The organism is Bacillus cereus group sp. BfR-BA-01311 (assembly GCF_022664295.1).
GTDB classification, from domain to species: Bacteria; Bacillota; Bacilli; order Bacillales; family Bacillaceae_G; genus Bacillus_A; species Bacillus_A cereus.
Genome location: NZ_JAKUHC010000003.1, coordinates 212,216 through 238,052, shown reverse-complemented (window position 1 = coordinate 238,052; position 25,837 = coordinate 212,216). Strand labels below are relative to the sequence as shown.

The window sequence follows — 25,837 nt, the reverse complement described above, 5'->3', positions numbered from 1 at the left end:
GGGCGGTAATTATGATGACTACAGCAGAACAAATTCCATTCCAATTGATTTTAAATAGTGGTAACGCACGAAGCTTTGCGATGGAGGCACTTCAATTTGCCAAACAGGGGAAAATGGTAGAAGCAGATGAAGCGATGGTAAAGGCAAAAGAAGCGATTAATGAAGCGCATCATTTCCAAACAGAGCTCATACAATCAGAAGCAAGAGGAGAAAAAACAGAGGTTAGTGTTCTTTTAATTCACGCACAAGATCATTTAATGAATGCGATTACAGTGAAAGAATTAGCAGCAGAGTTTATCGATCTTTATAAAAAGCTTGAAGCGAAAGGGGAATAAAGCATGACTGGAATTAAAATTGCTACAATCGGCGGTGGATCTAGTTATACACCAGAGTTAATTGAAGGATTTATTAAACGTTATGATGAGCTTCCTGTTCGTGAAATTTGGTTAGTAGATATTGAGGCAGGAAAAGAGAAGTTAGAAATCGTTGGTAACTTAGCGAAACGTATGGTGAAAAAATCAGGTTTACCAATCGAGGTACATTTAACACTTGATCGTCGCGAGGCATTAAAAGATGCTGACTTCGTAACAACACAACTTCGCGTTGGTTTATTAGAAGCACGTGCAAAAGATGAAGCAATCCCATTAAAATATGATGTAATCGGTCAGGAAACGAATGGTCCTGGTGGTTTATTCAAAGCGTTGAGAACGATTCCTGTTATTTTAGATATTTGTAAAGATATGGAGGAGCTCTGTCCGAATGCATGGTTAATTAACTTTGCAAATCCAGCTGGTATGGTAACAGAAGGTGTTCTTCGTTATACAAATATTCAAAGAGTAGTTGGTCTATGTAACGTTCCAATCGGAATTCGTATGGGTCTTGCAAAATTACTTGAAGTAGATGCGAGTCGTGTTCACGTTGATTTCGCAGGTTTAAATCATATGGTATATGGATTAGACGTATATTTAGATGGCGTGAGTGTAATGGACCGTGTGTTAGAGCTTGTGACAGATCCAGAAAAGCAAATTACGATGGAAAATATCGCAGCGCTTAACTGGGAACCAGACTTTATTCGAGGACTTCGTGCAATTCCATGTCCATACCACCGTTACTACTACAAAACACGTGAAATGTTAGAAGAAGAGAAAGAAGCTTCTGTTGAAAAAGGTACACGTGCAGAAGTAGTAAAACAATTAGAAAATGATTTATTTGAGTTATATAAAGACCCGAACTTAGATATTAAACCACCACAATTAGAAAAACGTGGCGGAGCTTATTATAGTGATGCAGCATGTAGCTTAATTACGTCTATTTACAATAATAAAGGTGATATCCAGCCTGTTAATACACGAAACAACGGAACAATTGCAAGCTTACCACATGATTCAGCTGTTGAAGTGAACTGTATTATTACGAAAGAAGGCCCAAAACCAATTGCAGTTGGAGACCTTCCAGTACCAGTTCGCGGTTTAGTACAACAAATTAAATCATTCGAGCGCACAACAATTGAAGCTGCTGTTACAGGGGATTATCATAAGGCGCTGCTTGCTATGACAATTAATCCACTTGTACCATCAGATAAAGTTGCAAAACAAATTTTAGATGAAATGTTGGAAGCACATAAAGAGTATCTTCCGCAGTTCTTCAAAAAGGTAGAGAAGTAAAAGCGGCGCTATTTAGCCCGCTTTTTTTATTCTATTAGGAGGTATTATGATGATTAAGTTAATTGTAAATGCAGATGATTTCGGTCTTACAGAAGGTACAAATTACGGCATTATTGATGGGCATATAAATGGACTTGTAAATTCAACGACGATGATGATGAATATGCCAGGAACAGAGCATGCGGTACGCTTAGCGAAAGAGTACAACCTACTCGGAGTAGGCGTACATCTCGTATTAACGGCAGGAGAACCACTGTTAAAGGATGTACCGTCACTTGTAGGGGAAAACGGATCGTTTCATAAACAAAGTGTTGTAAGGGAAGGGAATATAAATCCAGAAGAAGTTGAGAGAGAATGGACTGCTCAAATTGAGAAGTTTTTATCTTACGGATTAACACCAACTCATTTTGATAGTCATCATCATGTGCATGGTTTACCGATCTTGCACGATGTTCTTGAGAGATTAGCGGCTAAATATAATGTTCCAATTCGTCGTTGTGAGGAAGATAGAGCGGTGCATCCATTTTCTGATGTGTTTTACAGTGACTTTTACGCAGATGGTGTGACGGAAGATTACTTTGTGAAGTTAAAAGAAAGAGTACAAGGTGAACAAACGGTAGAAATTATGGTTCATCCAGCATATATTGATCCAGAGCTTGTGAAGCGTTCTTCTTACGTAATGGATCGTGTGAAGGAATTGCGTATTTTAACAGAGAGTGAGTTACCAGAAGGGGTAGAGCTTGTAAAGTTTTAATAGAAAAAAAGACGGCTATATCATGCCGTCTTTTTTTCTATTTATAAAATGGACAGAATATATCCGCCAAAGGCTCCGAGTATAACGATAACCCAAGGTGGCGTTTTCCAAAAAGCTAGTAAGCAAAAAAGAAGCGAAGCGAAAACGAAATCTGAAGCATTTATAATTGTACTCGTCCAAATAGGATCATAAAAAGCGGCAATTAAAATACCGACAACAGCGGCATTGACTCCAAGTAGTGCGCCTTGTATGAAAGATATTTTTCTCACACTGTTCCAAAATGGTAAAACACCAATAACGAGTAAGAAAGCAGGGAGGAAAATCGCAATTGTTGCGAGTGTTGCCCCAAGCGTCCCGTTTAACACTGCTCCTATATACGAGGCGAATGTAAATAGTGGTCCTGGTACTGCTTGTGTTAATCCGTATCCAGCTAGGAACTGTTCTTTCGTCATCATCCCGTTTTGTACGAACTCACCTTCAAGAAGGGGCAGCACGACGTGTCCTCCTCCAAATACAAGTGCGCCAGAGCGATAGAAACTATCAAATAAAGCGATGTAGTAAGAGAACGGTCTTAATATTGGTAGCAGTAGTAATAGTCCAAAGAATAAGACGAGACAAGAAACTGCTATTTTTTTTGAAATAGGTACTTTTATATTTTGAGATTGGCTAATTGGTTGGTTGCGATATAAAAACCAGCCGATAAAGCCACATATTATAATGAGGATCACTTGCGTCCAGCTACTTGGCCATAATAAGGCGATTGCGGCAGTTACAATCGCAATCGTCGCACGGTTGCGATCTGGAGTTAACTTTTGCGCCATTCCCCATATGGCATGAGCGACAATAGCGACTGCTACAAGTTTGAGTCCATGAATCCAGCCAGCACTTCCAAGATCGAACTGATTAAGGAATGAGGCGAAGAAAACCAAAACAAGGACAGACGGTAAAGTGAATCCAATCCATGAAATAATAGCTCCTAAAAGCCCGCTCCTTAATAATCCAACGCCCATACCGACTTGACTGCTGGCAGGACCAGGAAGGAATTGACATAATGCTACTAAATCTCCATAGCTTCGTTCATCCATCCATTTTCTTTTTTGCACGTATTCGTGGTGGAAATAACCGAGATGAGCGACAGGACCGCCGAATGAAGTAAGTCCTAATTTAAATGAGACGAGAAAAATCTCTAATAATGTGTGAAAGGTGTGTTTGTTTTTTTTCAAAATAACCTCCTATAATGTTTTTCTATGTGCATTATACAAGAAGTGGTAAAGCAAAAGGAATGATTCTAATGTAAAGATTTTGTGAATCTTTTCTTTGTAATTAAAATTGAAAAAGTCATAAATGATTATGTCTAAACCATAAAGTAGTAGAAGTAGTGCTGGGAAATTTATATAAGGAGAATGCCTTATGACAACACATTTCTTTGCCAGGTTAACAGGTAAGAGGGAAGTGCCTCCTGTAAATACAGAAGCTTTTGGGGTAGCAGAGTTTATTTTTAGTGATGATTTAACGAAATTGCATTACAGAGTAATACTAAAAAATATAGAAAAGGTTACATCGTGTCAAATTCATTTAGGGAAGTCTACTCAAATTGGTCCTGTTGTTTTATATTTGTATGGTCCACTGGAGCAAGGGATTAGCTTGAACGAGGGAAGTGTTACTGGTGTAGTGAATGTAGAGGATTTTGAGGGACCTTTACAAGGGAAATCATTTGTACATTTACTTCAAGAAATTATTCAAGCAAATGTATATGTTAATGTCCATACGAAATCACAAAAAAGGGGAGAAATAAGAGGGCGAGTTAGAAAAGTAAAGAAGTAGAGGAAAAGGCTGTCCATATGTTGGAACAGCCTTTTCTTATTATATAAGGTGCTAGTTTTAGCGATTATTGTCGGTAAATCGATATGTTTTGAAAATCGCCGATATAACTCACGTTACGGTCGATATTTTTTAAAAACGGCCTCAATTAATTTTTAACAGGCTGATTTTTAATAAAGAAGTCCATAACGTAAAATACTTCGTCATCGGGTATTTGTATTTCAAATGTATTTTCAATTGGTTGCAATGCTTTTTTCACTTTCATATACATCCAGTATTCATCTTGTCTTCTTTTCTCTTTATCAGGGTGAGGAAGAAGGTTTTCTCCTTTTTGAAGACGGTCAACCATACAGCTCATATGCAGAATAACACCCATTAAGCTATCAGGAGTTAGCTGTAAGGAAATTAATTCTTGAATTGTATTTAATGCGTAACGAATTGTTTTGATAAGTAATGCTCCATCGTTACGCTGCATTTGTTGTTCAAGAATATCCGCCATTTTTGCATATGTTTCTTCATACGTAATTAATTCTTGAATCGGCTGAATCGCTGTGTAGTTTACGATGTCTTGGAAATGATATGTTAAGCACGGCACTTGCACATCGAAATTCGTGACGATACAAATGATGTTACGCTCTTTTTTTATGTTCTCGATCATTTTCGTCAAATCTTTTTCATGGACGATACTAATCGGAATAATTTCAATTAAGTCTTTATCAAATCGTAAATAGTTCTCTAACATTTTTTGAATAGCTAAAGCACTTCCTTCACCAGTTAAACAAGCTGTTAAAATAACAGATTTCATTGGAGAGAGAGGTTTTTTCTTTTCTTCTTGTACGTTTAAGTAAAACGGTGTTAAATTTTTTACTGTTTCATATAGCGCATCTAATGAATAACCGAGCTGGGCTTTTCGAGCTGCTTCTAGTGCGTGTGGTGTGCTCGTCATCGAGAGAACACGTACAGGGATTTTGAACTCCGTTTCTAATATGTCACCGATATAAGCAAGTGACCCCATATCAACGAGTAAGAGAAGCCCATTTACATTTTGTAGTGTTTTCATATACACTTTCACACGTTCTAAGAAATCTTTCGGTGATTCGTGTAACGGCATATCAATACCGGTTACTTCCTCAATGCCGAGAAGTTCGTTTGCAACGTTTGCCATTTCAGTTGCGATGCCATTACCGTGTGCTAATATTAATACTTTTACTTCTGTTTGTGAGGCAGGAATTGGATCAACAACGAAGAACATTGTTAAAAAGCCAGCTTCATCAATAGGCATTGTTATTTGTAATTCTTCCTCCAGTAGTTGAATGCATTGCATAGCTACGGAAAAAGCTTCTTTATATTTCGTACGAATTTGATTTAATTGTGGGTGATGTATTTGTTTTCCGCTTTGTAAACGTTGTAGAGTTGTCTGTACATGTAAACTTAAAGCAAGAAATACTTTTTCATCAAACGTCTTAGATAAATGCTTTTCAGCAAGTTCCGCTATTTTTTCACATACGGAAACGATATTACGATCCACAATTTTAAAAACATTTTCATGGCTTGTTTTTTTGGATATTTGATTAAAATATTGTACGAAAAAGCTTTGAACATCATTTTCTATTAGTAATTCTAATTCTTCCTCTTCAATACCACGTGCTTGAAGTTCTTCGTATTTATAGTCAATATAATCGTAAATAGAAGAGCGTTTTTCATCTTCTGTTTTATGATTACTCCAACCTTCCTCACCTGTAAATACAAATGTTTCATTTGGTATTTGGTATAAGTGACGGCTCTTCCTTTCAATGAACAACCCTTCTTTCATATACCAAGGTAAATCTGTACTTGAAACATAGACAGAATCACGTTTCTTTGTGACCAAATCAGAATAGGCTTTCGCACAGGCAATTTGAACATCTGTTTTTAATTGACCGATGTTATTGGGACAATTGTAAAAGACGAAAGCACGCATTGCATTTGGGCTAACGTGAATGTCTTTTCGCAGCCGAATTGCTTCATTTGTGAAAAATAGCTGTAGTAAAGCAAAGCGCTCTTTATGTGTACGCTCACGAAGTGGTGGCAGCGTAACAGTCATCGGTATACGTCTTGTAAATGTTTTTAATAAAAATGAATTTGGTTCTTCTGTTGTTGCAGTAATGATTAATACTTGTGCTTTACGTTCGTTCTCTGTTTCTCCAAGGCGGCGGTATACTCCGCGGTCAATAAAGGTGAAAAGCATTTCTTGTCCCTCTGGAGGCAGGCGATGTACTTCATCTAAGAAAAGAATTCCTTCATGTGCTTTTTCAATTAACCCTTTTTGATCACTTGCTCCTGTATAAGCTCCTTTTTTAATCCCAAATAATTGCCCGAGTAGTAACTGGGGATTATTTGCATAATCAGCACAGTTAAAGACGATAAATGGTGCATCTTTGGGAAGCTGTTCAACTTCAATTGCATATTCGTGCATTAAAGAAGCAAACATAGACTTTCCGACCCCTGTTTCTCCCAGTAGTAAAGTATGCATACCGTTTGGAGGATAGAGAATAGAAGCTTTCGCTTTTTCAATTGCAATTTTAAGGCTCGTATTTTCAATTGCAAATGTATCTAATGAAGTTATGTCTTTTGAATGCGTTTCCAACGAAGTGTTCGTTTCTATGTAAAAACGAACAGGTCGCGTATTTGTTTTTAATAAACGTTTATCTTTTACAAGTTTGTTTAAATCGCTACTTACATTGGCGCGATCTAGTTGCAGAAATGTAGCGAGTTCTGATGCGGTTACACCTTCTGTATAATTGCCTTTTTGTATTGCGTTAAAAATGAGATCTATTCGTTTCATTTCTATTCACCTCGAAACTTCATCACTATTTAAAATTTTACACAAAAATGGGAAGGGTGGGAAGAGAAAAATAAAACAGCTTTAGCACATAGGCACTAAAGCTGTTACAATCTTGTGTCTTTCCAAAAATTCACCTTGAGATGAGAAGAAGGATTATAGGGAAGAAGTTTGTATCCTTGTGACTGTAAATAATCAATTACTTTTGGCAGTATTTGTACGGTTACACTCGAATCATGCATTAAAATGACTTCGACTTGTTCATCACTTTGATTACGTACTCTTTCGAGTATGGCAGAAGGATTGTCATAGCTTTTCCAATCGTATGTATCGATCGTCCAATCCCACATTTTATACTGGGCCGATACAAGTGCGTCACGGTAATTCTTTTTTAAGTAAGGCATACTACCATATGGAACGCGAACGAGATGTGTATTTAATTTCGTAACTTGCTGGACAATGCTTTGTGTTTGCTCCATTTCTGCAATTAAAGTGGAGGGGTCACCAGTGTAAAGGCGTTTTACATCATGTGACATACTGTGGAGCCCGATATAATGTCCTTCTTTAATTAATCGTTGCATCGTTTTTGTGTAATGCGGCACTTTTCCGCCAATAACAAAGAAAGTTGCTTTGCCGTTCTTTTCTTTTAAGATGTTTAAAATTTGTGTAGTATATTTGTTTGGCCCGTCATCAAATGTTAAGTACGCAATTTTTTGTGTAGGAGAAGTTGTTTCAGTATTTGGATGATATTCAGCAGGAATAACAGTTGTTGCTTCAGTATTAGATGATGCGTACATAGTAATCGTTAAAAATAAAATAATACATTGAAATATTCGCTTGATCATAACATTCACCCTCAGTTTGACAATCAAGATGTAAAAAAGAAAACTTGATACTTTTCTTATTATGTATATCTTTCTCCAATAGAGGAACTCTCAAACAATCTATATTTTGGAAATATAAAATGAGGAATAAAAAATAGCATCCTCTTATAAGAAAGAGGATGCTATTTGAATATTTCATAATTGAAAAGGTTATACTACAATTAGTCTTCGCGTTTTTTCACTTTTTTATAAAAGGAAATGATTGGTTTGTAGCGTTCATGTACAAGCCCGATTATTTCAGCGATGATTTCTGTGAAGAAAATCAAAGCGAAAAGAAGAATAATGGATAACCATAACGTTGCAGTAGTGAAAATAATGGCATTTACACTAAAGAAAATACCGAATGCGTATATAATTAGTACCGTTTTGCGATGAGAGAATCCCATTGCAAGTAAGCGGTGATGTAAATGCGATTTATCTGGTGCTGAAATAGGTTTTTTATTTACGATACGACGGATAATTGCAAATATCGTATCAAATATAGGTACACCTAAAATGATAATTGGAACGATAAAACTGAATAACGTTACACTTTTGTATAATCCAAGTAACGATATAACAGAAATACAGTATCCTAAAAATAGTGCTCCTGTATCTCCCATGAAAATTTTTGCTGGATGGAAGTTGTAGAATAAAAATCCAATTGTACTTGCTAATATAATTAATGCAAGTGGCAATATAATAGCTGTTCCAGTACCCCATGGGCTAGTGAAGGCCATATATGCTAGCGTTGCAAGTACGATAGATGAAATCCCAGCAGATAATCCATCTAAGCCGTCAATTAAGTTGATTGCATTCGTAATACCTACAAGCCAAAATACTGTAATTGGATAAGCAAGCCATCCAAGTTCAGTATCCCCAATGAATGGGATATATAATACTTGCACTAATAATCCACTTTTTACAATCATAATGGCAACTAACAGTTGTCCACCGAATTTTACTCTCGCAGATAACTCGTACATATCATCTAAAATTCCGATGATTACAATGATAATTGCACCTAGCGTTATCGATAACATTCTTTGCTCATATAAGCCACCGACAACAAATCCTACAGCTACACCAATAAATATTGCTAACCCGCCAAGACGTGGCATAATCTTTTGGTGCACTTTACGTGCGTTTGGCTTATCTGTCGCTCCTATTTTAAAAGCTAATTTAATAACTAAAGGAGTAACGACAAGTACAGTGATGAAAGATGCCAAAATGGCATAAATCACTTGTGAGTCCATTAATACCCCACCCTTTATAGTCTAACGTAATTTTTTTTTTGAAAATATATTTATCTGAAAATTATGATGTTTGTTTACAGGCTCATAACATATGGTATCACAAAAAGATTAGAATTCAATCTTTTTTTCTTTTTACGGTTAATGGAAGCGAATAAAATATATGACAATTGTATATAGAATGTTGAATCATATAAGAAGGTTAATCGTACTGAACCTTGGAATGTGACATTTTCTTTTTTTCTTCGATAGTGAATACTTTTATTTCAGTATTATAAGTGTTGCACGTAGAAATGAGTAAGTCTCGTGTTAAAATGTGGGAATTTATTACGCGTGAACTGGCAGCTTCATTCTTACTGATTAAGTTTTACTTTATAGTGCATTTAATTTTACAAAAACTTTAAAAAAAATAAGAGAAGTAATTCATATAATGAAAAAGGAAAAGGGTTTTCTCATTTTTAACGTGAGAGGGGGAAGCACAGGGAGAATTCTAATTTTCATATCTTTTCTATTGTAAATTCCTGTGCGAAAAAGAAATGAAAATTACAATAGTAGGTACTGGATATGTTGGATTGATTACAGGAGTGGGATTGGCAAAATTAGGGCATTCAGTTACATGTTTTGATATAGATGATGAAAAAATTGAACGGATAAAACAAGGGGATTTACCTATTTATGAGGTTAGATTACATGAATTAATAAATTATGCATATGAGAATAATGCTTTAATTTTTACATCAAATAAAGAAGAGGCATTTGATGATGTAGAGTTTATATTTATTGCAGTTGGAACACCACCTTTATTAGATGGGACGGCAGATTTAACGTATATTCAGAGTGCTTGTAACGATATTGGATTATATGCGACGAACGATATTATTGTTGTTACGAAAAGTACAGTTCCAGTAGGTACAAATGATGTAATGAAGGGATGGATTGAGGAGAAGTTAAAAGGGAGGCATACAGTACATATCGTATCGAATCCAGAGTTTTTGCGTGAAGGTTCAGGTATTTATGATTTCTTTCATGGAGATCGTATTGTAATTGGAGCGGATAGTGAGGAAGTAGCAAGAAGAGTAGAGAGTTTGTATAGTGAATTATGTTTAGAAACGTATGTTACAGATATTAAAAGTGCAGAGATGATTAAATACGCGTCGAATGCCTTTTTAGCTACAAAGATTAGTTTCATTAATGAAATTTCAAATATATGTGAGAAGGTAGGCGCGAATGTATTAGATGTTGCCAAAGGGATGGGAATGGATAAGAGAATTGGTGCATCTTTTTTAAATGCGGGCATTGGCTACGGAGGGTCGTGTTTTCCGAAAGATACGAAAGCGCTGGTGCAAATTGCGGGAAATGTTGCTTATGATTTTCGTTTGTTAAAAGCGGTTATTGAAGTAAATAATAAGCAACAGCTGCTATTGATTGAAAAAGCGAAAAAAGTTATGAACATGAGTAAAAAGCGGATTGCAGTTCTTGGCGCATCCTTTAAACCGAATACGGATGATATTAGAGAGGCATCATCTCTTATTATAATAGAAGCATTACTTAATATAGGTGCAGAAATTGTCCTTTACGACCCAAAAGCAATTCAATATGTGAAAAATATATTTGGAGATGCTATACAATATAGTAGATGTATAGATGAATCGATTAGAGATGCGAGTGCGGCTTTTATCGTAACAGAATGGAAAGATATTCAAACATATCCGTTAGAAAAGTACGTACAACTTATGAGGGAGCCTATTTTATTTGATGGGAGAAATTGTTATACTGATGAAGATGTTAAGAAACAAAAGATAGATTATTACTCGGTGGGAAGAAAAAGTATTTGTAATAGAAAAGTTTCTGTTATGCTTTAAAAAGGGAAGTACTCATGCATATTTTTATATGTCATAATAGAAGCTGTAATTAGTGAAAGAAAAGAGGCAATCACATGACTGAACGTTTAAAAGTAATGACAATTTTCGGGACACGTCCAGAAGCAATTAAAATGGCACCTCTTGTATTAGAGTTGCAAAAACACCCAGAAAAAATTGAATCGATTGTGACTGTAACAGCACAACATCGCCAAATGTTAGATCAAGTATTAAGTATCTTTGGAATTACGCCAGATTTCGATTTAAATATCATGAAAGACCGCCAAACTTTAATTGATGTTACAACGCGTGGTTTAGAAGGTTTAGATAAAGTAATGAAAGAAGCGAAGCCGGATATTGTACTTGTACATGGTGATACAACAACAACATTTATTGCAAGCTTAGCTGCTTTTTATAATCAAATTCCAGTAGGTCATGTTGAGGCGGGCCTTCGTACGTGGGATAAGTATTCTCCATATCCAGAAGAGATGAATCGTCAATTAACAGGTGTAATGGCGGATCTTCATTTCTCACCAACAGCAAAATCAGCAACGAACTTACAGAAGGAAAATAAAGATGAGTCACGTATTTTCATTACAGGAAATACAGCGATTGACGCGCTACAAACGACTGTAAAAGAAACATATAGTCATCCTGTACTAGAGAAACTTGGAAATGATCGTCTTGTACTTATGACAGCTCACCGTCGTGAAAACTTAGGTGAACCGATGCGTAATATGTTCCGTGCAATTAAGCGTCTTGTAGAAAAGCATGAAGATGTACAAGTTGTGTACCCTGTTCATATGAACCCTGTTGTTCGTGAAATAGCAAATGAAATTTTAGGTGAACATAACCGTATTCATTTAATTGAGCCGCTAGATGTAATTGATTTCCACAATGTTGCAGCTCGTTCATACTTAATGTTAACGGATTCTGGTGGTGTACAAGAAGAAGCTCCATCACTTGGTGTACCAGTTCTTGTTCTTCGTGATACAACAGAGCGCCCTGAAGGTATTGAAGCAGGTACGCTGAAATTAGCAGGAACAGACGAAGAGACAATCTTTGGCCTTGCTGATGAGTTGTTATCAGATAAAGAAGCTCATGATAAGATGGCGAAAGCATCTAACCCTTACGGTGATGGTCGTGCATCAGAGCGTATTGTAGAAGCGATTTTACAACACTTTAATAAGTAAATAAAAAAAGGCCCAATCGGATAGATTGGGCCTTTTTTTACGGCTGATTGCGCATAATCCACTCTGCATGAGCATTTGTAGAAGGTGGCGGATCAGTTGGTGTTTTATTTTGGTTTGTCTCTTTTTTTGTTTGTTCGTTAGAGGTAGAACTTGAATTTGAATCAGGATTTGAGTTGTTTTTTATATTTGGATTTTTTGCTTTTTCTCCTAATTCTTTTTCAATTTCGTTACGCACCGTTTCTACACTGATTGGATCTGGAAGGAAGTAATAAATACCGCCTATCTTTTTGTCTTCGCCTTCAAGCTTTAACGTTTGCATTGTAGAAGGATCAAATCCAGAAAGTTTATTGTAAAGAGCAAGTCCGTCTGAAATAGGAATGTCGGTTTTTATATATTTTCCAACGACAGCTGTTAAATCTTTAATTTTAAATACAGTAGAGGTGGAGTTTAGTTTATGAGCAACAGCGGCCAGTAATTGTCTTTGTCTAGCAGCTCGACCATAATCGCCATTTGGATCTTGCTTTCGCATACGGACGTAAGCAAGTGCTTCTTCACCGTTTAAGTTTTGCTGTCCTTGCTTAAATTGAATTTTTTTGTAGTAATCCACGTCAGAGCGCTCCCAGAAATCGAAGGGTACGTCAACGGTAACGCCGCCAACAGCATCAACGATACCTTTAAAGCCTTGGAAATCAATTTTCAGATAATGGTCTACAGGAACTTTTAGAAAGCCTTCGACAGTTTTGATTGCCATTTCTTCTCCGCCGTAAGCATGGGCAGCGTTAATTTTGTCTTCCTTATTTTTGCCAACAATTTTAACTCGAGAATCACGAGGAATACTCATAAGTGAAATCTTTTGCGTTTTTGGATTGACTGTTGCAAACATTAATGAGTCTGTACGACCATTTTGACCGTCTGTCGCATAATCTTCTATACCCATAATGAGAATTGTAAAAGGTTCTTTTGTAATTTCTACATCTTTGTCTCTTAAATCTGATTTTTCACGAGTAAAACCACTATATATCCCCATAAGAGAAGAGTAAGAATTTAACACATAAACTCCTATACTGCCAAATAAAAATGCGAAAATAAGGAAGAAGAAAAGTTTCCTTCTTCGCTTCTTTTTTATTCTGCTATTTTGGAGATGATAATAACGTTCTTCCATATATAATCTCCTTAGTTCGTTAGTTCATTTGTAGGGAAGTAATTCACTACATTAATCTTTGAAGGTGATAAATAGGGTTATGCTTAGATAACATCTTGTTCTAAGTACAACATATCTCCTTCTGTAATTGTACATTTCCCGTTTGTTAATTCAATCATCCAATCTGTAAATGCTTGTTTGCCGTCTTCTTCTACATACGTATCAAATGTGACATTTTCTAGATAATGAATATCTTTAATGGCATATTTTGAATTGCGTAATTCATTTTCCACTTTGCCAAGTAATGTGTAATCAATCTCGGTTTGCATCACACGCATTAGTTTTCGCTGGACAACACCTACATGATTAATGCCTTCGCTTGTACACTTTCCATATGCACGAATTAATCCACCTGCACCAAGTTTAATGCCACCAAAATAGCGTGTTACGACAACAACGGTATCTTTTAGTCCACGTTTTTTAAGTACTTCCAGCATTGGTACGCCAGCTGTACCGCTAGGCTCGCCGTCATCATTTGCTTTTTGAATATGATCTTGTTCGCCAATTAAATAAGCGGAACAATTATGTGTTGCATTCCAATGTTGTTTTTTTATTTTTTGTATAAATTCTTGAGCCTCTTCCTCAGTCGTTGCTCGGCTAATATAACAAATAAATCTTGACTTTTGAATGACAATTTCGTGTTCGCCGTAGCCTTTGATTGTTAAATATTGTAATAGCACTTGTGTACGCCCCTATCTATCAAAATGACTAGTACTTTCCATTTTAAAAGCGAGCCTTTTTATATTCAAACATTTTTTCTAAATATGCTGAAGTTTTTGGTGAGTATTTTATCTTTTTGTTGTAATTTGTCGAGATGGTAGGTATAATTTCAACCGGCATTTTCATGTATGGATGCACCATTTGTAGTTTTCGTGTAAAATTAGGAAATAAAACTTTTTATAAGGCAGGTACGAAAATGAAAATAGCTATTGTTACTGATAGTACGGCATATATACCGAAGCAAATTCGCGATGAACTCAATATATATATGATTCCATTAAACGTTGTGTTTGGAACAGAATCTTATCAAGAAGAAGCTGAAATTTCAGCAGATGATTTTTATGTGAAAGTACGTGAACAAGAGGAACTTCCAAAAACTTCTCAACCAGCAATCGGAAAGTTTGTTGAGCTATATGAAGAACTAGCTAAAGATTATGATGCAGTTATTAGTATTCACCTATCAAGTGGAATTAGTGGTACATATCAAACATCAACGACAGCTGGACAGATGGTAGAGGGTATTGATGTATACACGTATGACTCTGAAATTAGTTGTGAAGTACAAGGATTTTATGTGCGTGAAGGTGCAAAGTTAGTAAGTGAAGGAAAGAACCCAAAAGAGATTATCGCTCGTTTTGATGAAATGAAGAAAACGATGGACGCCTATTTTGTAGTTGATGATTTACATCATTTACAGCGTGGTGGTCGATTGAATAGCGCGCAAGCTTTCATCGGCAGTCTGTTACAAGTGAAGCCAGTTTTATATTTTAGAGATAAAATCATTATTCCGTTTGAAAAGATTCGTACACGCAAAAAAGCATTAAAACGTATCATTGAAATTTTTGATGAGCAAGCAAGTAAAGGTGTACCTATGGAAGCAGTTATCATTCATGCGCAACGTGAAGAAGAAGCGAATGAATGGAAGAAAGAATTAGAAGCAAAATATCCTCACGTCACAATTCGTACAGGTTATTTTGGAGCTGTAATTGGTACGCACTTAGGTGAAGGTGCATTAGGTCTTGGATGGTATACGAAGTAATAAAGATATAAAAAGCTCTCTTTTTAAGAGGGTTTTTTTACGGGTATGTTACGTTTAGTTGACAAGTTAATATTTGGAAATGGTAAAATGTACGTAAAATAAAATAATGAGGAAAGTTTTATAACTTACTTTTTACAAGAAACTATATTATAATAGAAGAGAGGTGAAACATATGGAGCATAATTCTTGTTTATGTCCAAAGTTTGAGTCAGCTTTTACTCTGCTTAGTAAGAAGTGGACTGGCTTAATTATTAAATCTTTGCTTGAAGAGTCGAAACGTTTTAGAGAAATCGCAGATATTATCCCAAATATGAGCGATCGTATGTTGTCAGAGCGTTTGAAGGAATTGGAAAGCGAGGGCATTGTAGTTCGTAATGTCTATCCAGAAGTACCAGTTCGAATCGAGTATGGCTTAACTGACAAGGGAAAAGCGTTAGAAAGTGTTATGGATGAGGTCCAAAATTGGGCTGAGAAATGGATGAAGTAGCATTTCATTTGTATTCGTATATTTAATAAAACGTAAGGGATTCCTTACGTTTTTTCTTTGTTTATAGAAGTGAGAAAAGTATGTAAATTTCTACACATACATACAAAAATATACGCATTTTGCGCTAGAGCTACATATAATATTACATTTGTTTTACAAAAACGTAACATTAGCAAAAAAAATCCCGAATTATGGTATAAATTTTATAGGTTATATACGGAAAAAGAAAAAAGAAAGCGGTGTAAAAAATAAAATGAAAAAGCTAAAAATGACATCTTGCGCATTAGTTGCAGGGTTAATGTTTTCTGGGCTAACACCAAATGTATTTGCAGAAGATAAAATTTCTGACGTGAAATCACAAATTAATACACAAAATGACACTTTACATAAACAACAACAAGAACGTGATGAATTACAAAAACAAATGAATGACTTAAACAAAACAATTCAAGGTTTAGATAAATCTGTTCAAGAGAATGCTGCAAAGCTTGATGAAACAACGAAAAAAGTTTCTGATACTGAGCAATTAATTGAAAAGAAAAATAAAGATATTGCAGAATTACAAACAAAGATTGCAAAACGTGAAGAGCTATTAAGAAAGCGTTTAGTTGCACTTCAAGAACAACCAAATACGAACGTTGTAACAGAAGTTCTTGTAAACTCTAAAAACGTTGCAGATTTAGTTGATCGTTTAACTTCTGTTTCTAAAATTCTTGAGTCTGATGAAGATATCATGAAAACACAACAAGAAGATCAAGCTAGTGTGAAAAAAGATGTTGCAACGGTAAAAGAGAAACAAAAAGAATTAAAAGAAGCACAAGCTCAAATTGAAACTGCTAAGAAAGAACTTGACGCTGAAAAAGAGAAAAAAGCAGCAGCGGTAAACGATTTAAGCGGTAAAATGGATACAGTTGTAACTTCAATGACAAGTACGGAAGGTCAATTGAAAGAGCTTGAGAAACAAGCACTGCAATTACAACGCATTGCAGAAGAAGAAGCACAAGCAAAAGCTGCACAAGAAGCTGCTGTTCAAAAACAAGCAGAGCAAGCTGCTAAAGCTGCACAAGCTCAGCCAGCACCTGCAGAACAAGCTGCACCAGCAAACAATGGTGGACAATCTCAAAAAGAAGAGCCTAAAAAAGAAGAACCTAAAAAAGAGGAACCAAAAAAAGAAGAGCCTAAGAAAGAAGCACCTAAACAAGAAGAGAAAAAGCCAGCTCCAAATGTGGGTGGCGTAATTGGTAAAGCACAAAGCTACTTAGGTTTACCATATGTTTGGGGAAGTGCATCTCCATCAAACGGTGGTTTTGACTGTAGTGGATTTATTTCTTACATTTTTGGTGTAGGTCGTCAAGACGTTGCAGGTTACTGGAATTCAGTTTCTAAAGTAGGTAGCCCACAACCAGGAGACTTAGTATTCTTCCAAGGTACTTATAAAGCAGGTCCATCTCACATTGGTATTTATGTTGGTAATGGCCAAATGATCCATGCTAGTGATAAAGGAATTGCGTACGGTGATATTAACAGTTCGTATAACAAAAAACATTTCTTAGGATACGGTCGATTCTAGGATTTATAAAAGAATAAAACAAGTGTATAAAGTCGATAGCTTACTATTTTATAAGTAGGTTATCGGCTTTTTTGAGTTTTTACGAGATGATGAGAAAGGTTTATAGTAGTGCTGGAGGTGATTGTTGATGGTAGCGGGGAAACAGTTGCTATTAGAAGAACTTTCTTCAGATTTACAGAGGAAATTAAACGATTTGAAAAAGAAGGGAGAGATCGTATGTGTACAAGGTGTAAAAAAGAAGAATTCTAAATATATGTGCCAACGCTGTGGAAATGTAGATCGGCGGCTATTTGCGTCGTTTTTATGTAAAAGGTGCAGTAAAGTGTGCACATATTGCCGGAAGTGTATAACGATGGGGAGAGTAAGTGAATGTACTGTACTTGTTCGCGGGATTGCTGAAAGAAAGAGAGAAAAGAATTCAAATTTGTTACAGTGGAACGGGACGTTGTCTACTGGCCAGAATTTGGCGGCGCAAGGAGTTATAGAGGCTATTAAGCAAAAAGAATCATTTTTTATTTGGGCTGTATGCGCGGCTGGGAAAACAGAGATGTTGTTTTACGGTATTAACGAAGCGCTTCAAAAAGGAGAAAGAGTTTGTATCGCAACGCCAAGAACGGATGTTGTTTTGGAATTAGCACCGAGATTACAAGAAGTATTTCCATATATAAAGGTAGTGGCTTTATATGGAGGGAGTGTAGATAAAGAAAAAGATGCAGTACTAGTCGTTGCGACCACGCATCAATTATTACGTTATTATAGGGCGTTTCATGTCATAGTTGTAGATGAGATAGATGCTTTTCCATATTGTGCAGATCAAATGTTACAGTACGCGGTAAAACAAGCGATGAAAGAAAAAGCGGCGCGTATTTATTTAACTGCCACTCCAGATGAAACGTGGAAGCGAAAATTTAGAAAAGGTGAACAAAAAGGTGTTATTGTTTCTGGACGATATCACCGTCATCCGTTGCCAGTTCCTCTATTTTGCTGGTGCGGAAATTGGAAGAAAAGCCTCAACCGTGAAAGAATTCCTCGAGTTTTACTACAATGGTTAAAGATGTACTTAAACAAAAAGTATCCTGTTTTTTTATTCGTTCCCCATGTACGATATATAGAAGAAATAAGCTCGTTATTGAAATCATTGCATAATAAAGTTGAAGGGGTACATGCAGAAGATCCGATGAGAAAAGAGAAAGTCGCAGCGTTCAGAAAGGGAGAAATCCCATTATTAGTTACAACGACAATTTTAGAGCGAGGCGTAACGGTGAAAAATTTGCAAGTTGCAGTTTTAGGGGCGGAAGAAGAAATATTTTCAGAAAGTGCGCTCGTACAAATTGCGGGCCGAGCAGGGCGGAGCTTTGAAGCACCATATGGAGAGGTCATTTATTTTCACTATGGCAAGACAGAGGCGATGGTGCGCGCGAAAAAACATATTCAAGGTATGAATAAAAATGCGAAAGAACAAGGATTGATCGATTAATGCATTGTTTACTTTGTGATGAGTGTTTTGTAGAAAAGGTTAGTTGGTACACTTTTTTTGTAAAGTGTCATAGAAAATATATATGTGATAGATGTGAGCAGAAACTTTCCTATATTATAGGAGAAATTTGCATGGAGTGCGGGCGACCTTTAGAATTTGTTCCTGCCTCATTTCAAGAAGACGGTATTTGTATAGATTGTATAAGGTGGATGAAAGAGGAGAAGTATCGTTCTTTTAAAAACCGTTCGTTATATATGTATGATGATGAGATGAAAGAAATAGTAGCGCAGTTTAAGTTTCGGGGGGATGCAGAGTTAGTGCACATTTTTTATCGTCCTTTTCGAAGTTTATTTCAAAAGTGTTTTGCCAATGTTTCAACTGTTATCGCTGTTCCGCTTAGTAAGGAAAGGGAAATTGAACGTGGTTTTAATCAAGCTGAGTTATTAGCAACTTGTTTGCCTGTCAAAATTTCTTATCCATCATTAAGAAGAAGGGAAACAGAAAAGCAAAGTAAGAAGACGCGTAAAGAAAGGGTGTCAGGAAGCAATCCTTTTTATTTTCAGGGAGAAGAGATGTTTTCTGGGCAACATATTTTACTCGTTGATGACGTGTATACGACAGGGATTACAGTTAGGCAAATCGGAAGTTTGTTATATGAAAGAGGGGCAAGGGAAGTATCTAGTTTGACACTTTGTAGAAGTTAATATGACAGTGTCGAAAGGGATAATAAAAAGGCGATAAGTCTTCTTTGACTTCATATGTTGTCATTCGTTATAGTCAAAATATGGGGCGAATGCCCTGATTTTTAGAGTGAAGGGAATGGAATGAACATGCAAGGAAGAGTGAAATGGTTCAATGCAGAAAAGGGATTTGGGTTTATTGAGCGTGAAGATGGTGACGATGTATTTGTCCATTTTTCTGCTATTCAACAAGATGGGTATAAGTCATTGGAAGAAGGGCAACAAGTAGAGTTTGACATTGTAGATGGAGCACGTGGACCACAAGCAGCTAATGTTGTGAAACTGTAGGGTATATTGTTTTGGGAAGAGAAAGCTGCGTTTGTGGCAACGTTATATATATGCAGTAGAACCTCTTGTTTTTCGCAAGGGGTTTTTGTTATAGGGTAAGTTGTCAAAAAGTTGTTTCTTTTCTGTAACGAATTGTCCACAGAAATATTCGTTATTCACGATGTTAATAGGATAAAATAAAGATAGAAACGATGCATCTTTTCATTTCAACAAAAAACGATAAAAAAATCGCAATTCCACTAATTTTTTTAAAAAAGTTAGAAGGAGTTTTTAAGCCAATGTCGAAATTATAGTACATAGGCTTGAAAGGAGGAATTCATCTATGAAATTCAACATTCGTGGTGAAAATATTGAAGTAACTCCAGCATTAAAGGAATATGTAGAGAAAAAACTAAGTAAGTTAGAGCGTTATTTTGATACATTCCCAGAGATTAAAGTTAATTTAAAAGTATACTCTGACAAGCAACGTGTCGAGGTAACAATTCCATTTACTGATTTATTACTTCGTGCAGAAGAAACTAATAGCGATATGTACGCTGCTATCGATTTAGTAGTTGATAAAATTGAGCGACAAATTCGTAAACATAAAACAAAAGTAAATCGTAAGTTACGTGAGAAAGGTTCTATAAAAACGAACTTTATCCTTCCAGAAGCAGTAGCTGTTTTGGATGAGGTAGAAGAAGATGAATTAGAACTTGTACGTACAAAACGATTCGATTTAAAACCGATGGACGTTGAAGAGGCAATCCTACAAATGGATATGCTAGGACATAATTTCTTCGTCTTCACAAATGCTGATACAAACGAAACTAATGTTGTATATGGCCGTAAAGATGGGAAGTACGGTTTAATCGAAACTAAATAATAATTCGAAAGCGTAGCCGAAATGGCTGCGCTTTTTTTGTATTGAGATTTTGAATGTGATTATCTCCATAAGTATGTACTTGTTAGGAGTATACTAATTTTGTTTAATTTAGCAATATTTTATAATTGTAAATAAAATATTAAGTTTTCTGGAATCAATTGATAGTGTATTTTGCTTTTGTTATCTTAAAATTGCATTATATAGATTTACTTTGTTTCTTTAGTAAAAAAATAAAATCAATATAATGCTACAAATTATCGGAGGTGCTTTTAGTGAGCATTAAGAAAAAAAGTCGTTTTATGTTTGGATCTGTTTTATCGTTAGGTATTTTAGCTAGTACTTTTGCTTTAACCGAACCTGCTAAGGCTGATACAAAGGATGATCATGTAGAATTTACCTTTAGACTTTGGAATGCATATGATTTTACTAATGCACGTCCTAAAGAGACACCTACTTCTATGTATATGCGTGTAAAGAGTAGTGAGAAGGGCGGTGGTTCTTTTAACGTTTGGACAGAAGCTGATAAAAATAAAGGTAAAGGTAATAGAGATTGGGTAAATGTTTCAGGTGAGTCGGGTAAGCATGAAGGAACGGTGAAACCAGGTAAAACGTATCTTTTCCAAAATTACGCATATGAAAAATATGGAAAAAATGTACCTGTGAGATTTGGTGGTTATTCTAGAGAAAATAATGCTTATCCTACTGCTTGGAGTCCTGATAGTGTAAGACCAAGTGGACCTTACACTGAATATTGATTTAGAAATTATAAATTGAAATTATTTATTGTGTAGTACTAGAAAAAGTCGTATAGTTCAGAGTCTTGATTATACGGCTTTTCCTGCTATTTCATTTTTAAAATAGGAGGAGTTGTAATGAGGTTTATCTCAAGATATATTTTAGTTTGTTTTTTTATATTGAGTATTAGTTTCTTAGTTTCTTGTCAAAAGAAAGTAGATGAACCGATTGTAAATATTGAAGATACTTTAACGGAAAAAGATAATTTGAAAAGTATTCAGTTACAAGAAATTAAGAAAAATACTATTGTTGAACAAGTGTTTTTGAAAAGTGAAAATGGTCATGATTTCTTTCAAGGTCAAATAGAAAGAAATGATAGCTTAATAGAGGATAAGCTTTCAAATAAAAAATTAAAGTCAGGAGTTATACCAGAAAATTATTATGTTTTTTTAACGGGTGTGACGAATAAGAAAAAACCAACGTATCTTTTGGGACGGATTGAACAAATTGATGGAAAAATAATTCAGTGGAAACAAGAAGTTAAGAGTGTAAAAAGAAAAGGTACAAATGATGTTTATCAGTATGAAGTTGAGTTTCCTAAATTTGAAGGAGAGAGAGCAAATGTTTCTTTTCGTTACATTTGGTTAAATAAAGAAAATAAATGTTATGGTGTTGCGGATCAACTGTTCATATTAAAAAAGATTTAAATTTCATTAATGGTTTATGGAGGAGTTGTAGATGAGTTACTTTTTAGGAAGGATTTTAAAAGGTAGGATGTTTTGATTGTCTGTATTTATTATGTTAGTAATTGTCATTGCTCAATATATTGCTATGTTTGTGACAACTAAAGGATTTAATGATGCTGGGATTATAAAGGTATCTCCATATTTATCTAACATTTTACATTTTAATAGATTACCATTTTATAGTGAATTTTATCTACTTATATTTCCTATGATTTCTGCAATGGCTGTAGCTGGGATTTATAGAATTGATAAAAATTATGGATTTATTTATCCTGTCATTTCTAAGATGGGAACGCGTCATTATTTTAGATTACTTTATTGTATTAATTTTATAGTATCTTTTTTTATTATAAGTGTCCCTTTACTATTTCATTTTTATTTATATGCGATGACTTATCCGACAGTTGCTCCGCATCCGATATTAAATTATATGGCGGCTACTGTTTCACCAACAGCTCAATTTAATACGGTTTATTATGAGTATCCTACTTTATATTTTCTAATGTATGTATTTTTAAATAGTTTATACGGTGCAGTTTTTTCGAGTTTAGCTTTATCAGTTTCGTTTTTTATAAAACGAGTTTATTTTGTTTATTTAGTTCCATTTATTTTACATATTTTTTGGCTTGGTATTGGAAAAGGGATTCTCAATCCTAAAGATTATTTAATTAAAGATTTTGGCTTTTTTGAATTACAAATTTTTCTTAGTGTACTGTTATGTATTTGGTTTTGTTCTGTAGTTCTTTATTTACGGGGGAGTAGGAAGCATGTTCTTTTATAATGTTATGAAAGAAACTATAAGGATGAAATATGTTTGGTTAAGTATTCTCTTTTTACTTAATGTCAGTATCATTGGTTGTTTGTTCAATTATTTTGAAACCGGAATTATAAAAGAGAAAATGAACGAATTGGAAGTTTTGTATAAGGTTATGTCGTTTTATAATTTATCGACTATATTTATTCCCTTAACTATCGTTTTTTCTGTATATTCTATGTCGAATTTTTTTAGTATTTATGTTGTTTACAGAGTGAATAATGCATTGAAATTAGTTTCCATATATTATTTGAAGCTATTTGTTTTTGTTTACTTTTTTGCTGGGAGTATGATTTTACAGTTGTTTTTGATGTCAAATATGATGGCTGTAACTAGTGTTGATGTAAATTATCCATTATTATTTTGCATTCAATTATTTGCGAGTGTTTTTATATGTATGATAAGTGCTTTATTGCAATTATTTTTACCTAGTTTACTTGTAATAATATGTATGATTACTGCTGTTTTATTAGATAGATTTATATTACATGGATTTTTATTTACAAATGCTTTTTATATAAATGTCTTTGAAGATGCTACTGGTATATGTATACGCTTATTTGTCTGTCTTTTTATCTTTTTTATAAGTGTATGGATTTTATCTAAAAAAAGTTATATTTCTATGAATGATGAGACAGAGGTGATCTAGTTTACATTATGATCTTATATTATTTGTTAAAAAGAGATTTACATGTAAGGTTTCGAGATTCCATCAAGATAATGGCTTTTTTATTCTTAATTTACGCTATTATTGCAATTGCTTTTTTATACAATCAGCCTCTTAGTAATGCTAAAGAATCTGTATTAGTAGATGTTACCTTTTATCGATTTTTTCATGGAGTAGACTTTGTGGATTTATCTTATTTTTATAAGGAGGGGCGATTTTCTATTCCTTTTTATTGGATATTCTTTCAAATCACTCCTTTGTTGCTTGTAGGCAATTTTGCTTTTTCAGATATTCAACAGAATGGTGTTTATTTATTTCCTCGTGTTAAGAAGAAGCATTTTCTGTGGTTAACGAAAATGCTATCTTTGTTTTTTTACATAGTTTGTATTTGGGTTGTTATGTATTTTATTTGGTTTACGGTGTACTATTTGCTTACTTTTGGCGAGAGTTCTTTATATAGTCAATTTTCTTATAAAATATTAGGTACTATGCTAATTCAAATAATTATAAGTTTTTTATTAGCTTTGATTTTTGAGTTTTTAACTTTTTATATACCGATAACTATTGTTTTTGTACTAATGTTGTTGTACCTATTTTTGTCTATTTTCTTTCATAGTATTTATTTTTTAGGCTCTTTTGTTATGCCAAATCGTTGGTATTTTGTTGATCACAGTTCAATTCAATTGACTTTAGGTAATAATCAATCTATTCAATGGAATGATTTACTCCTAATAGGGGTAGTAATTGTTGTTGTAATGATTTTATTAGGTAGTTTTTGTTTTAAAAAACTAGATGTGATAGGTGAATAATTTATGGACAATTATATTAAATGTGAATGTATGACGAAAAGATTAAAAGGAAATGTTGTGTTAGATAATATTAATTTGTCAGTAAAAAAAGGCGAATTTTTAGTTTTGAAGGGGCATAATGGCTCTGGTAAAACGATGATTTTACGCGCTATCTCAGGGTTAATGCGTTTGAAATCTGGAGTTGTTTATATAGATAATGAAATAATTGGAAAACAAAAGCAATTTCCTGATTCTATGGGAATATTGATTGAATATCCAAGTTTTATTCCAGGGTATACTGGTTTTCAGAACTTGAAATTTTTATCATCGATTAACAATAAAATCTCCGATGAGGAGATTTATAATATTATTCAAAGGGTTGGGCTTGATAAAACAGATAAGAGAAAGTATAAAAGATACTCTTTAGGTATGAAACAACGTTTAGGGATGGCGCAAGCTTTAATGGAACAACCCAAATTACTGTTATTAGACGAGCCAACTAATGCTTTAGATAGTGATGGGATAAAAGATGTTTTAGATATTTTGAAAGTAGAAAAAGCCAAGGGAACGACTATTGTTGTAGCCAGTCATGATTTGCATGTTCTAGATAATGAAATGGTAGATCGTATTGTACATGTTAATAATGGAAAGTTGGTAGATTAAGAGTGACGAGAAAACATATCTTAATAAGTATTGGATTGTGTCTGTTGCTATGTATATTTGCTAGTTTATTAAGATTTAAAACATTAAATCTTAATAATGAATCTTATAAAGTGGTAAAAGATGAGTTTTTATCTAATAGAACTTTTGAAGATGGGCAAGGAGTTACGTTTCATGCACTTAATCCTCTTGATCCTACAAAAGTTTATGACCCCTATGAAGACCGTGAAGTAGTGACGTATGTTTTACCTTTAGATATTACAAATACAACAAATCGAGATATTAACTTGCTTAGTAATAAGTCTATTTCCGATACAATGTTTTATTCTAAAATAGGTGAGTTTTATAATTTAATCCCTTATTCAATGGAATTACCTAAAAAATATCAGTTTGATCCTGTAATACCTGCTGGTAAAACAGTACGAGGGTATATAGGGACAAATTATTTTATAGGAGATGACCCTTATAAAAATTATAAAAACTTTTCAAATGAATCAACTAAAGTGAAATTCATTTCGTGTATAAAAGATAAGGAAGGGAAATATCATGAATTAGAAATACCGATAAATTAATAAAATTTATGATTGATACAGCTATATTTTAATGTTGTTTGTAGATCTTGCAACATAACAATATCTTTTAAAGTCGGAGTTTTTTTGTAGGTGTAAGTATCTATGGATGCTACACCTGCGAAGTTTCCGGCTTTTTGTAATTGTTGATTTAGATTTTATTAAGGAATTTTTGGTAGTCATATTCTTTAAAAGGAAACTTGAAAGAATATGACTTAGATTTAATACGAAATTTGTAATGTG

The 25,837-nt window shown here is 34.5% G+C and carries 26 protein-coding genes and 1 pseudogene; 20 read left to right on the top strand and 7 right to left on the bottom strand.

From position 1 onward, the window contains the following. Positions 1 to 11 precede the first annotated feature (11 nt). The 3 genes from MR136_RS09155 to chbG are packed head-to-tail and all read left to right on the top strand — an operon-like array spanning position 12 to position 2,418. Positions 12 to 335, top strand: a complete 324-nt coding sequence (locus tag MR136_RS09155; RefSeq protein ID WP_000989059.1) for a PTS lactose/cellobiose transporter subunit IIA — start codon at positions 12 to 14, stop codon at positions 333 to 335. A 3-nt stretch (positions 336 to 338) separates the two neighbouring features. Further along, the gene (gene celF / locus MR136_RS09150; RefSeq protein ID WP_242259338.1) at positions 339 to 1,664 is read left to right on the top strand and encodes a 6-phospho-beta-glucosidase; all 1,326 of its coding nucleotides are present in this window, start codon (positions 339 to 341) and stop codon (positions 1,662 to 1,664) included. Positions 1,665 to 1,713: 49 nt separating this feature from the next. Beyond that, complete coding sequence (gene chbG, locus MR136_RS09145; RefSeq protein ID WP_061457884.1) at positions 1,714 to 2,418, top strand: chitin disaccharide deacetylase; 705 nt, start codon at positions 1,714 to 1,716, stop codon at positions 2,416 to 2,418. 41 nt (positions 2,419 to 2,459) lie between these two features. Here chbG and MR136_RS09140 read toward each other — a convergent pair whose 3' ends face one another. After that, entirely contained in the window at positions 2,460 to 3,641 is a 1,182-nt protein-coding gene (locus tag MR136_RS09140) for a chromate transporter (protein ID WP_061457881.1), read from the bottom strand. A 187-nt stretch (positions 3,642 to 3,828) separates the two neighbouring features. On the opposite strand from MR136_RS09140, the gene exsM reads away from it, so the two are divergent. After that, a complete protein-coding gene (gene exsM, locus MR136_RS09135; protein ID WP_000207047.1) occupies positions 3,829 to 4,242 on the top strand; it encodes an exosporium regulatory protein ExsM in 414 nt (137 codons plus the stop codon). Between the two features lie 145 nt (positions 4,243 to 4,387). On the opposite strand, the gene MR136_RS09130 is transcribed toward exsM, so the two are convergent. The 3 genes from MR136_RS09130 to MR136_RS09120 form a co-directional block, all read right to left on the bottom strand. Then, positions 4,388 to 7,063 carry a sigma-54-dependent transcriptional regulator gene (locus MR136_RS09130; protein WP_061457880.1) on the bottom strand — a complete coding sequence of 892 codons (2,676 nt, stop codon included), beginning with the start codon at positions 7,061 to 7,063 and terminating at the stop codon, positions 4,388 to 4,390. A 104-nt stretch (positions 7,064 to 7,167) separates the two neighbouring features. Further along, positions 7,168 to 7,905: a polysaccharide deacetylase family protein gene (locus MR136_RS09125; protein ID WP_017674311.1), complete on the bottom strand. Its 738-nt coding sequence runs from the start codon at positions 7,903 to 7,905 to the stop codon at positions 7,168 to 7,170. A gap of 200 nt (positions 7,906 to 8,105) precedes the next feature. After that, complete coding sequence (locus MR136_RS09120; RefSeq protein ID WP_000378318.1) at positions 8,106 to 9,179, bottom strand: glycosyltransferase family 4 protein; 1,074 nt, start codon at positions 9,177 to 9,179, stop codon at positions 8,106 to 8,108. Between the two features lie 533 nt (positions 9,180 to 9,712). Between MR136_RS09120 and MR136_RS09115 the strand changes: the two genes are divergently transcribed. Continuing rightward, the gene (locus tag MR136_RS09115; RefSeq protein WP_017674309.1) at positions 9,713 to 11,038 is read left to right on the top strand and encodes a UDP-glucose dehydrogenase family protein; all 1,326 of its coding nucleotides are present in this window, start codon (positions 9,713 to 9,715) and stop codon (positions 11,036 to 11,038) included. A gap of 74 nt (positions 11,039 to 11,112) precedes the next feature. Further along, positions 11,113 to 12,228, top strand: a complete 1,116-nt coding sequence (gene wecB, locus MR136_RS09110) for a non-hydrolyzing UDP-N-acetylglucosamine 2-epimerase (protein WP_000140147.1) — start codon at positions 11,113 to 11,115, stop codon at positions 12,226 to 12,228. Between the two features lie 37 nt (positions 12,229 to 12,265). Here the strand turns inward: wecB and MR136_RS09105 are convergent, their stop codons facing one another. Both MR136_RS09105 and MR136_RS09100 read right to left on the bottom strand, forming a co-directional pair. Beyond that, complete coding sequence (locus MR136_RS09105) at positions 12,266 to 13,390, bottom strand: LCP family protein (RefSeq protein ID WP_242259337.1); 1,125 nt, start codon at positions 13,388 to 13,390, stop codon at positions 12,266 to 12,268. An 83-nt stretch (positions 13,391 to 13,473) separates the two neighbouring features. After that, entirely contained in the window at positions 13,474 to 14,109 is a 636-nt protein-coding gene (locus tag MR136_RS09100) for a YigZ family protein (protein ID WP_088338275.1), read from the bottom strand. 236 nt (positions 14,110 to 14,345) lie between these two features. On the opposite strand from MR136_RS09100, the gene MR136_RS09095 reads away from it, so the two are divergent. From MR136_RS09095 to MR136_RS09030, 14 genes are all read left to right on the top strand, one after another. Further along, on the top strand, positions 14,346 to 15,188 hold the full coding sequence (locus tag MR136_RS09095; protein ID WP_025921785.1) for a DegV family protein: 843 nt from the start codon (positions 14,346 to 14,348) through the stop codon (positions 15,186 to 15,188). Between the two features lie 172 nt (positions 15,189 to 15,360). Continuing rightward, positions 15,361 to 15,675 carry a winged helix-turn-helix transcriptional regulator gene (locus MR136_RS09090; protein ID WP_000400857.1) on the top strand — a complete coding sequence of 105 codons (315 nt, stop codon included), beginning with the start codon at positions 15,361 to 15,363 and terminating at the stop codon, positions 15,673 to 15,675. A 148-nt stretch (positions 15,676 to 15,823) separates the two neighbouring features. Continuing rightward, positions 15,824 to 17,245, top strand: a complete 1,422-nt coding sequence (locus MR136_RS09085) for a C40 family peptidase (RefSeq protein WP_242259336.1) — start codon at positions 15,824 to 15,826, stop codon at positions 17,243 to 17,245. A gap of 127 nt (positions 17,246 to 17,372) precedes the next feature. After that, positions 17,373 to 18,722, top strand: a complete 1,350-nt coding sequence (gene comFA / locus MR136_RS09080; RefSeq protein ID WP_242259335.1) for an ATP-dependent helicase ComFA — start codon at positions 17,373 to 17,375, stop codon at positions 18,720 to 18,722. Next, the gene (locus MR136_RS09075; RefSeq protein ID WP_013142274.1) at positions 18,722 to 19,426 is read left to right on the top strand and encodes a ComF family protein; all 705 of its coding nucleotides are present in this window, start codon (positions 18,722 to 18,724) and stop codon (positions 19,424 to 19,426) included. The genes comFA and MR136_RS09075 overlap by 1 nt, the downstream gene beginning before the upstream one ends. Before the next feature lie 126 nt (positions 19,427 to 19,552). Next, positions 19,553 to 19,750: a cold shock protein CspC gene (gene cspC, locus MR136_RS09070; protein WP_001990088.1), complete on the top strand. Its 198-nt coding sequence runs from the start codon at positions 19,553 to 19,555 to the stop codon at positions 19,748 to 19,750. Between the two features lie 322 nt (positions 19,751 to 20,072). Beyond that, a complete protein-coding gene (gene hpf / locus MR136_RS09065) occupies positions 20,073 to 20,615 on the top strand; it encodes a ribosome hibernation-promoting factor, HPF/YfiA family (protein WP_000671185.1) in 543 nt (180 codons plus the stop codon). A gap of 272 nt (positions 20,616 to 20,887) precedes the next feature. Further along, on the top strand, positions 20,888 to 21,370 hold the full coding sequence (locus tag MR136_RS09060; RefSeq protein ID WP_242259334.1) for a hypothetical protein: 483 nt from the start codon (positions 20,888 to 20,890) through the stop codon (positions 21,368 to 21,370). Positions 21,371 to 21,487: 117 nt separating this feature from the next. After that, entirely contained in the window at positions 21,488 to 22,057 is a 570-nt protein-coding gene (locus tag MR136_RS09055; RefSeq protein WP_001211060.1) for a hypothetical protein, read from the top strand. Positions 22,058 to 22,148: 91 nt separating this feature from the next. Further along, positions 22,149 to 22,877, top strand: a complete 729-nt coding sequence (locus MR136_RS09050; protein WP_242259371.1) for a hypothetical protein — start codon at positions 22,149 to 22,151, stop codon at positions 22,875 to 22,877. Further along, on the top strand, positions 22,864 to 23,559 hold the full coding sequence (locus MR136_RS09045; RefSeq protein ID WP_000466505.1) for a hypothetical protein: 696 nt from the start codon (positions 22,864 to 22,866) through the stop codon (positions 23,557 to 23,559). The genes MR136_RS09050 and MR136_RS09045 overlap by 14 nt, the downstream gene beginning before the upstream one ends. Positions 23,560 to 23,630: 71 nt before the next feature. Beyond that, positions 23,631 to 24,386, top strand: a complete 756-nt coding sequence (locus MR136_RS09040) for a hypothetical protein (RefSeq protein WP_078420904.1) — start codon at positions 23,631 to 23,633, stop codon at positions 24,384 to 24,386. A 3-nt stretch (positions 24,387 to 24,389) separates the two neighbouring features. After that, positions 24,390 to 25,028 carry an ATP-binding cassette domain-containing protein gene (locus tag MR136_RS09035; RefSeq protein ID WP_078420893.1) on the top strand — a complete coding sequence of 213 codons (639 nt, stop codon included), beginning with the start codon at positions 24,390 to 24,392 and terminating at the stop codon, positions 25,026 to 25,028. 41 nt (positions 25,029 to 25,069) lie between these two features. After that, positions 25,070 to 25,597, top strand: coding sequence for a hypothetical protein (locus tag MR136_RS09030; protein WP_033671094.1), 528 nt, complete (start codon positions 25,070 to 25,072; stop codon positions 25,595 to 25,597). Here the strand turns inward: MR136_RS09030 and MR136_RS28540 are convergent. Then, positions 25,594 to 25,743 (bottom strand): annotated as a pseudogene (locus tag MR136_RS28540) (tyrosine-type recombinase/integrase); the annotation flags it as partial. The gene MR136_RS09030 and the pseudogene MR136_RS28540 sit on opposite strands and share 4 nt — an antisense overlap. Positions 25,744 to 25,837 lie beyond the last annotated feature (94 nt).

Coding starts and splice junctions, on each gene's coding strand:
- MR136_RS09155 (WP_000989059.1), top strand. CDS start 12: ATGATGACTACAGCAGAACAAATTCCATTCCAATTGATTTTAAATAGT.
- celF (WP_242259338.1), top strand. CDS start 339: ATGACTGGAATTAAAATTGCTACAATCGGCGGTGGATCTAGTTATACA.
- chbG (WP_061457884.1), top strand. CDS start 1,714: ATGATTAAGTTAATTGTAAATGCAGATGATTTCGGTCTTACAGAAGGT.
- exsM (WP_000207047.1), top strand. CDS start 3,829: ATGACAACACATTTCTTTGCCAGGTTAACAGGTAAGAGGGAAGTGCCT.
- MR136_RS09130 (WP_061457880.1), bottom strand. CDS start 7,063: ATGAAACGAATAGATCTCATTTTTAACGCAATACAAAAAGGCAATTAT.
- MR136_RS09125 (WP_017674311.1), bottom strand. CDS start 7,905: ATGATCAAGCGAATATTTCAATGTATTATTTTATTTTTAACGATTACT.
- MR136_RS09120 (WP_000378318.1), bottom strand. CDS start 9,179: ATGGACTCACAAGTGATTTATGCCATTTTGGCATCTTTCATCACTGTA.
- MR136_RS09115 (WP_017674309.1), top strand. CDS start 9,713: ATGAAAATTACAATAGTAGGTACTGGATATGTTGGATTGATTACAGGA.
- wecB (WP_000140147.1), top strand. CDS start 11,113: ATGACTGAACGTTTAAAAGTAATGACAATTTTCGGGACACGTCCAGAA.
- MR136_RS09105 (WP_242259337.1), bottom strand. CDS start 13,390: ATGGAAGAACGTTATTATCATCTCCAAAATAGCAGAATAAAAAAGAAG.
- MR136_RS09095 (WP_025921785.1), top strand. CDS start 14,346: ATGAAAATAGCTATTGTTACTGATAGTACGGCATATATACCGAAGCAA.
- MR136_RS09090 (WP_000400857.1), top strand. CDS start 15,361: ATGGAGCATAATTCTTGTTTATGTCCAAAGTTTGAGTCAGCTTTTACT.
- comFA (WP_242259335.1), top strand. CDS start 17,373: ATGGTAGCGGGGAAACAGTTGCTATTAGAAGAACTTTCTTCAGATTTA.
- MR136_RS09075 (WP_013142274.1), top strand. CDS start 18,722: ATGCATTGTTTACTTTGTGATGAGTGTTTTGTAGAAAAGGTTAGTTGG.
- cspC (WP_001990088.1), top strand. CDS start 19,553: ATGCAAGGAAGAGTGAAATGGTTCAATGCAGAAAAGGGATTTGGGTTT.
- hpf (WP_000671185.1), top strand. CDS start 20,073: ATGAAATTCAACATTCGTGGTGAAAATATTGAAGTAACTCCAGCATTA.
- MR136_RS09055 (WP_001211060.1), top strand. CDS start 21,488: ATGAGGTTTATCTCAAGATATATTTTAGTTTGTTTTTTTATATTGAGT.
- MR136_RS09050 (WP_242259371.1), top strand. CDS start 22,149: ATGTTAGTAATTGTCATTGCTCAATATATTGCTATGTTTGTGACAACT.
- MR136_RS09045 (WP_000466505.1), top strand. CDS start 22,864: ATGTTCTTTTATAATGTTATGAAAGAAACTATAAGGATGAAATATGTT.
- MR136_RS09040 (WP_078420904.1), top strand. CDS start 23,631: ATGGCTTTTTTATTCTTAATTTACGCTATTATTGCAATTGCTTTTTTA.
- MR136_RS09035 (WP_078420893.1), top strand. CDS start 24,390: ATGGACAATTATATTAAATGTGAATGTATGACGAAAAGATTAAAAGGA.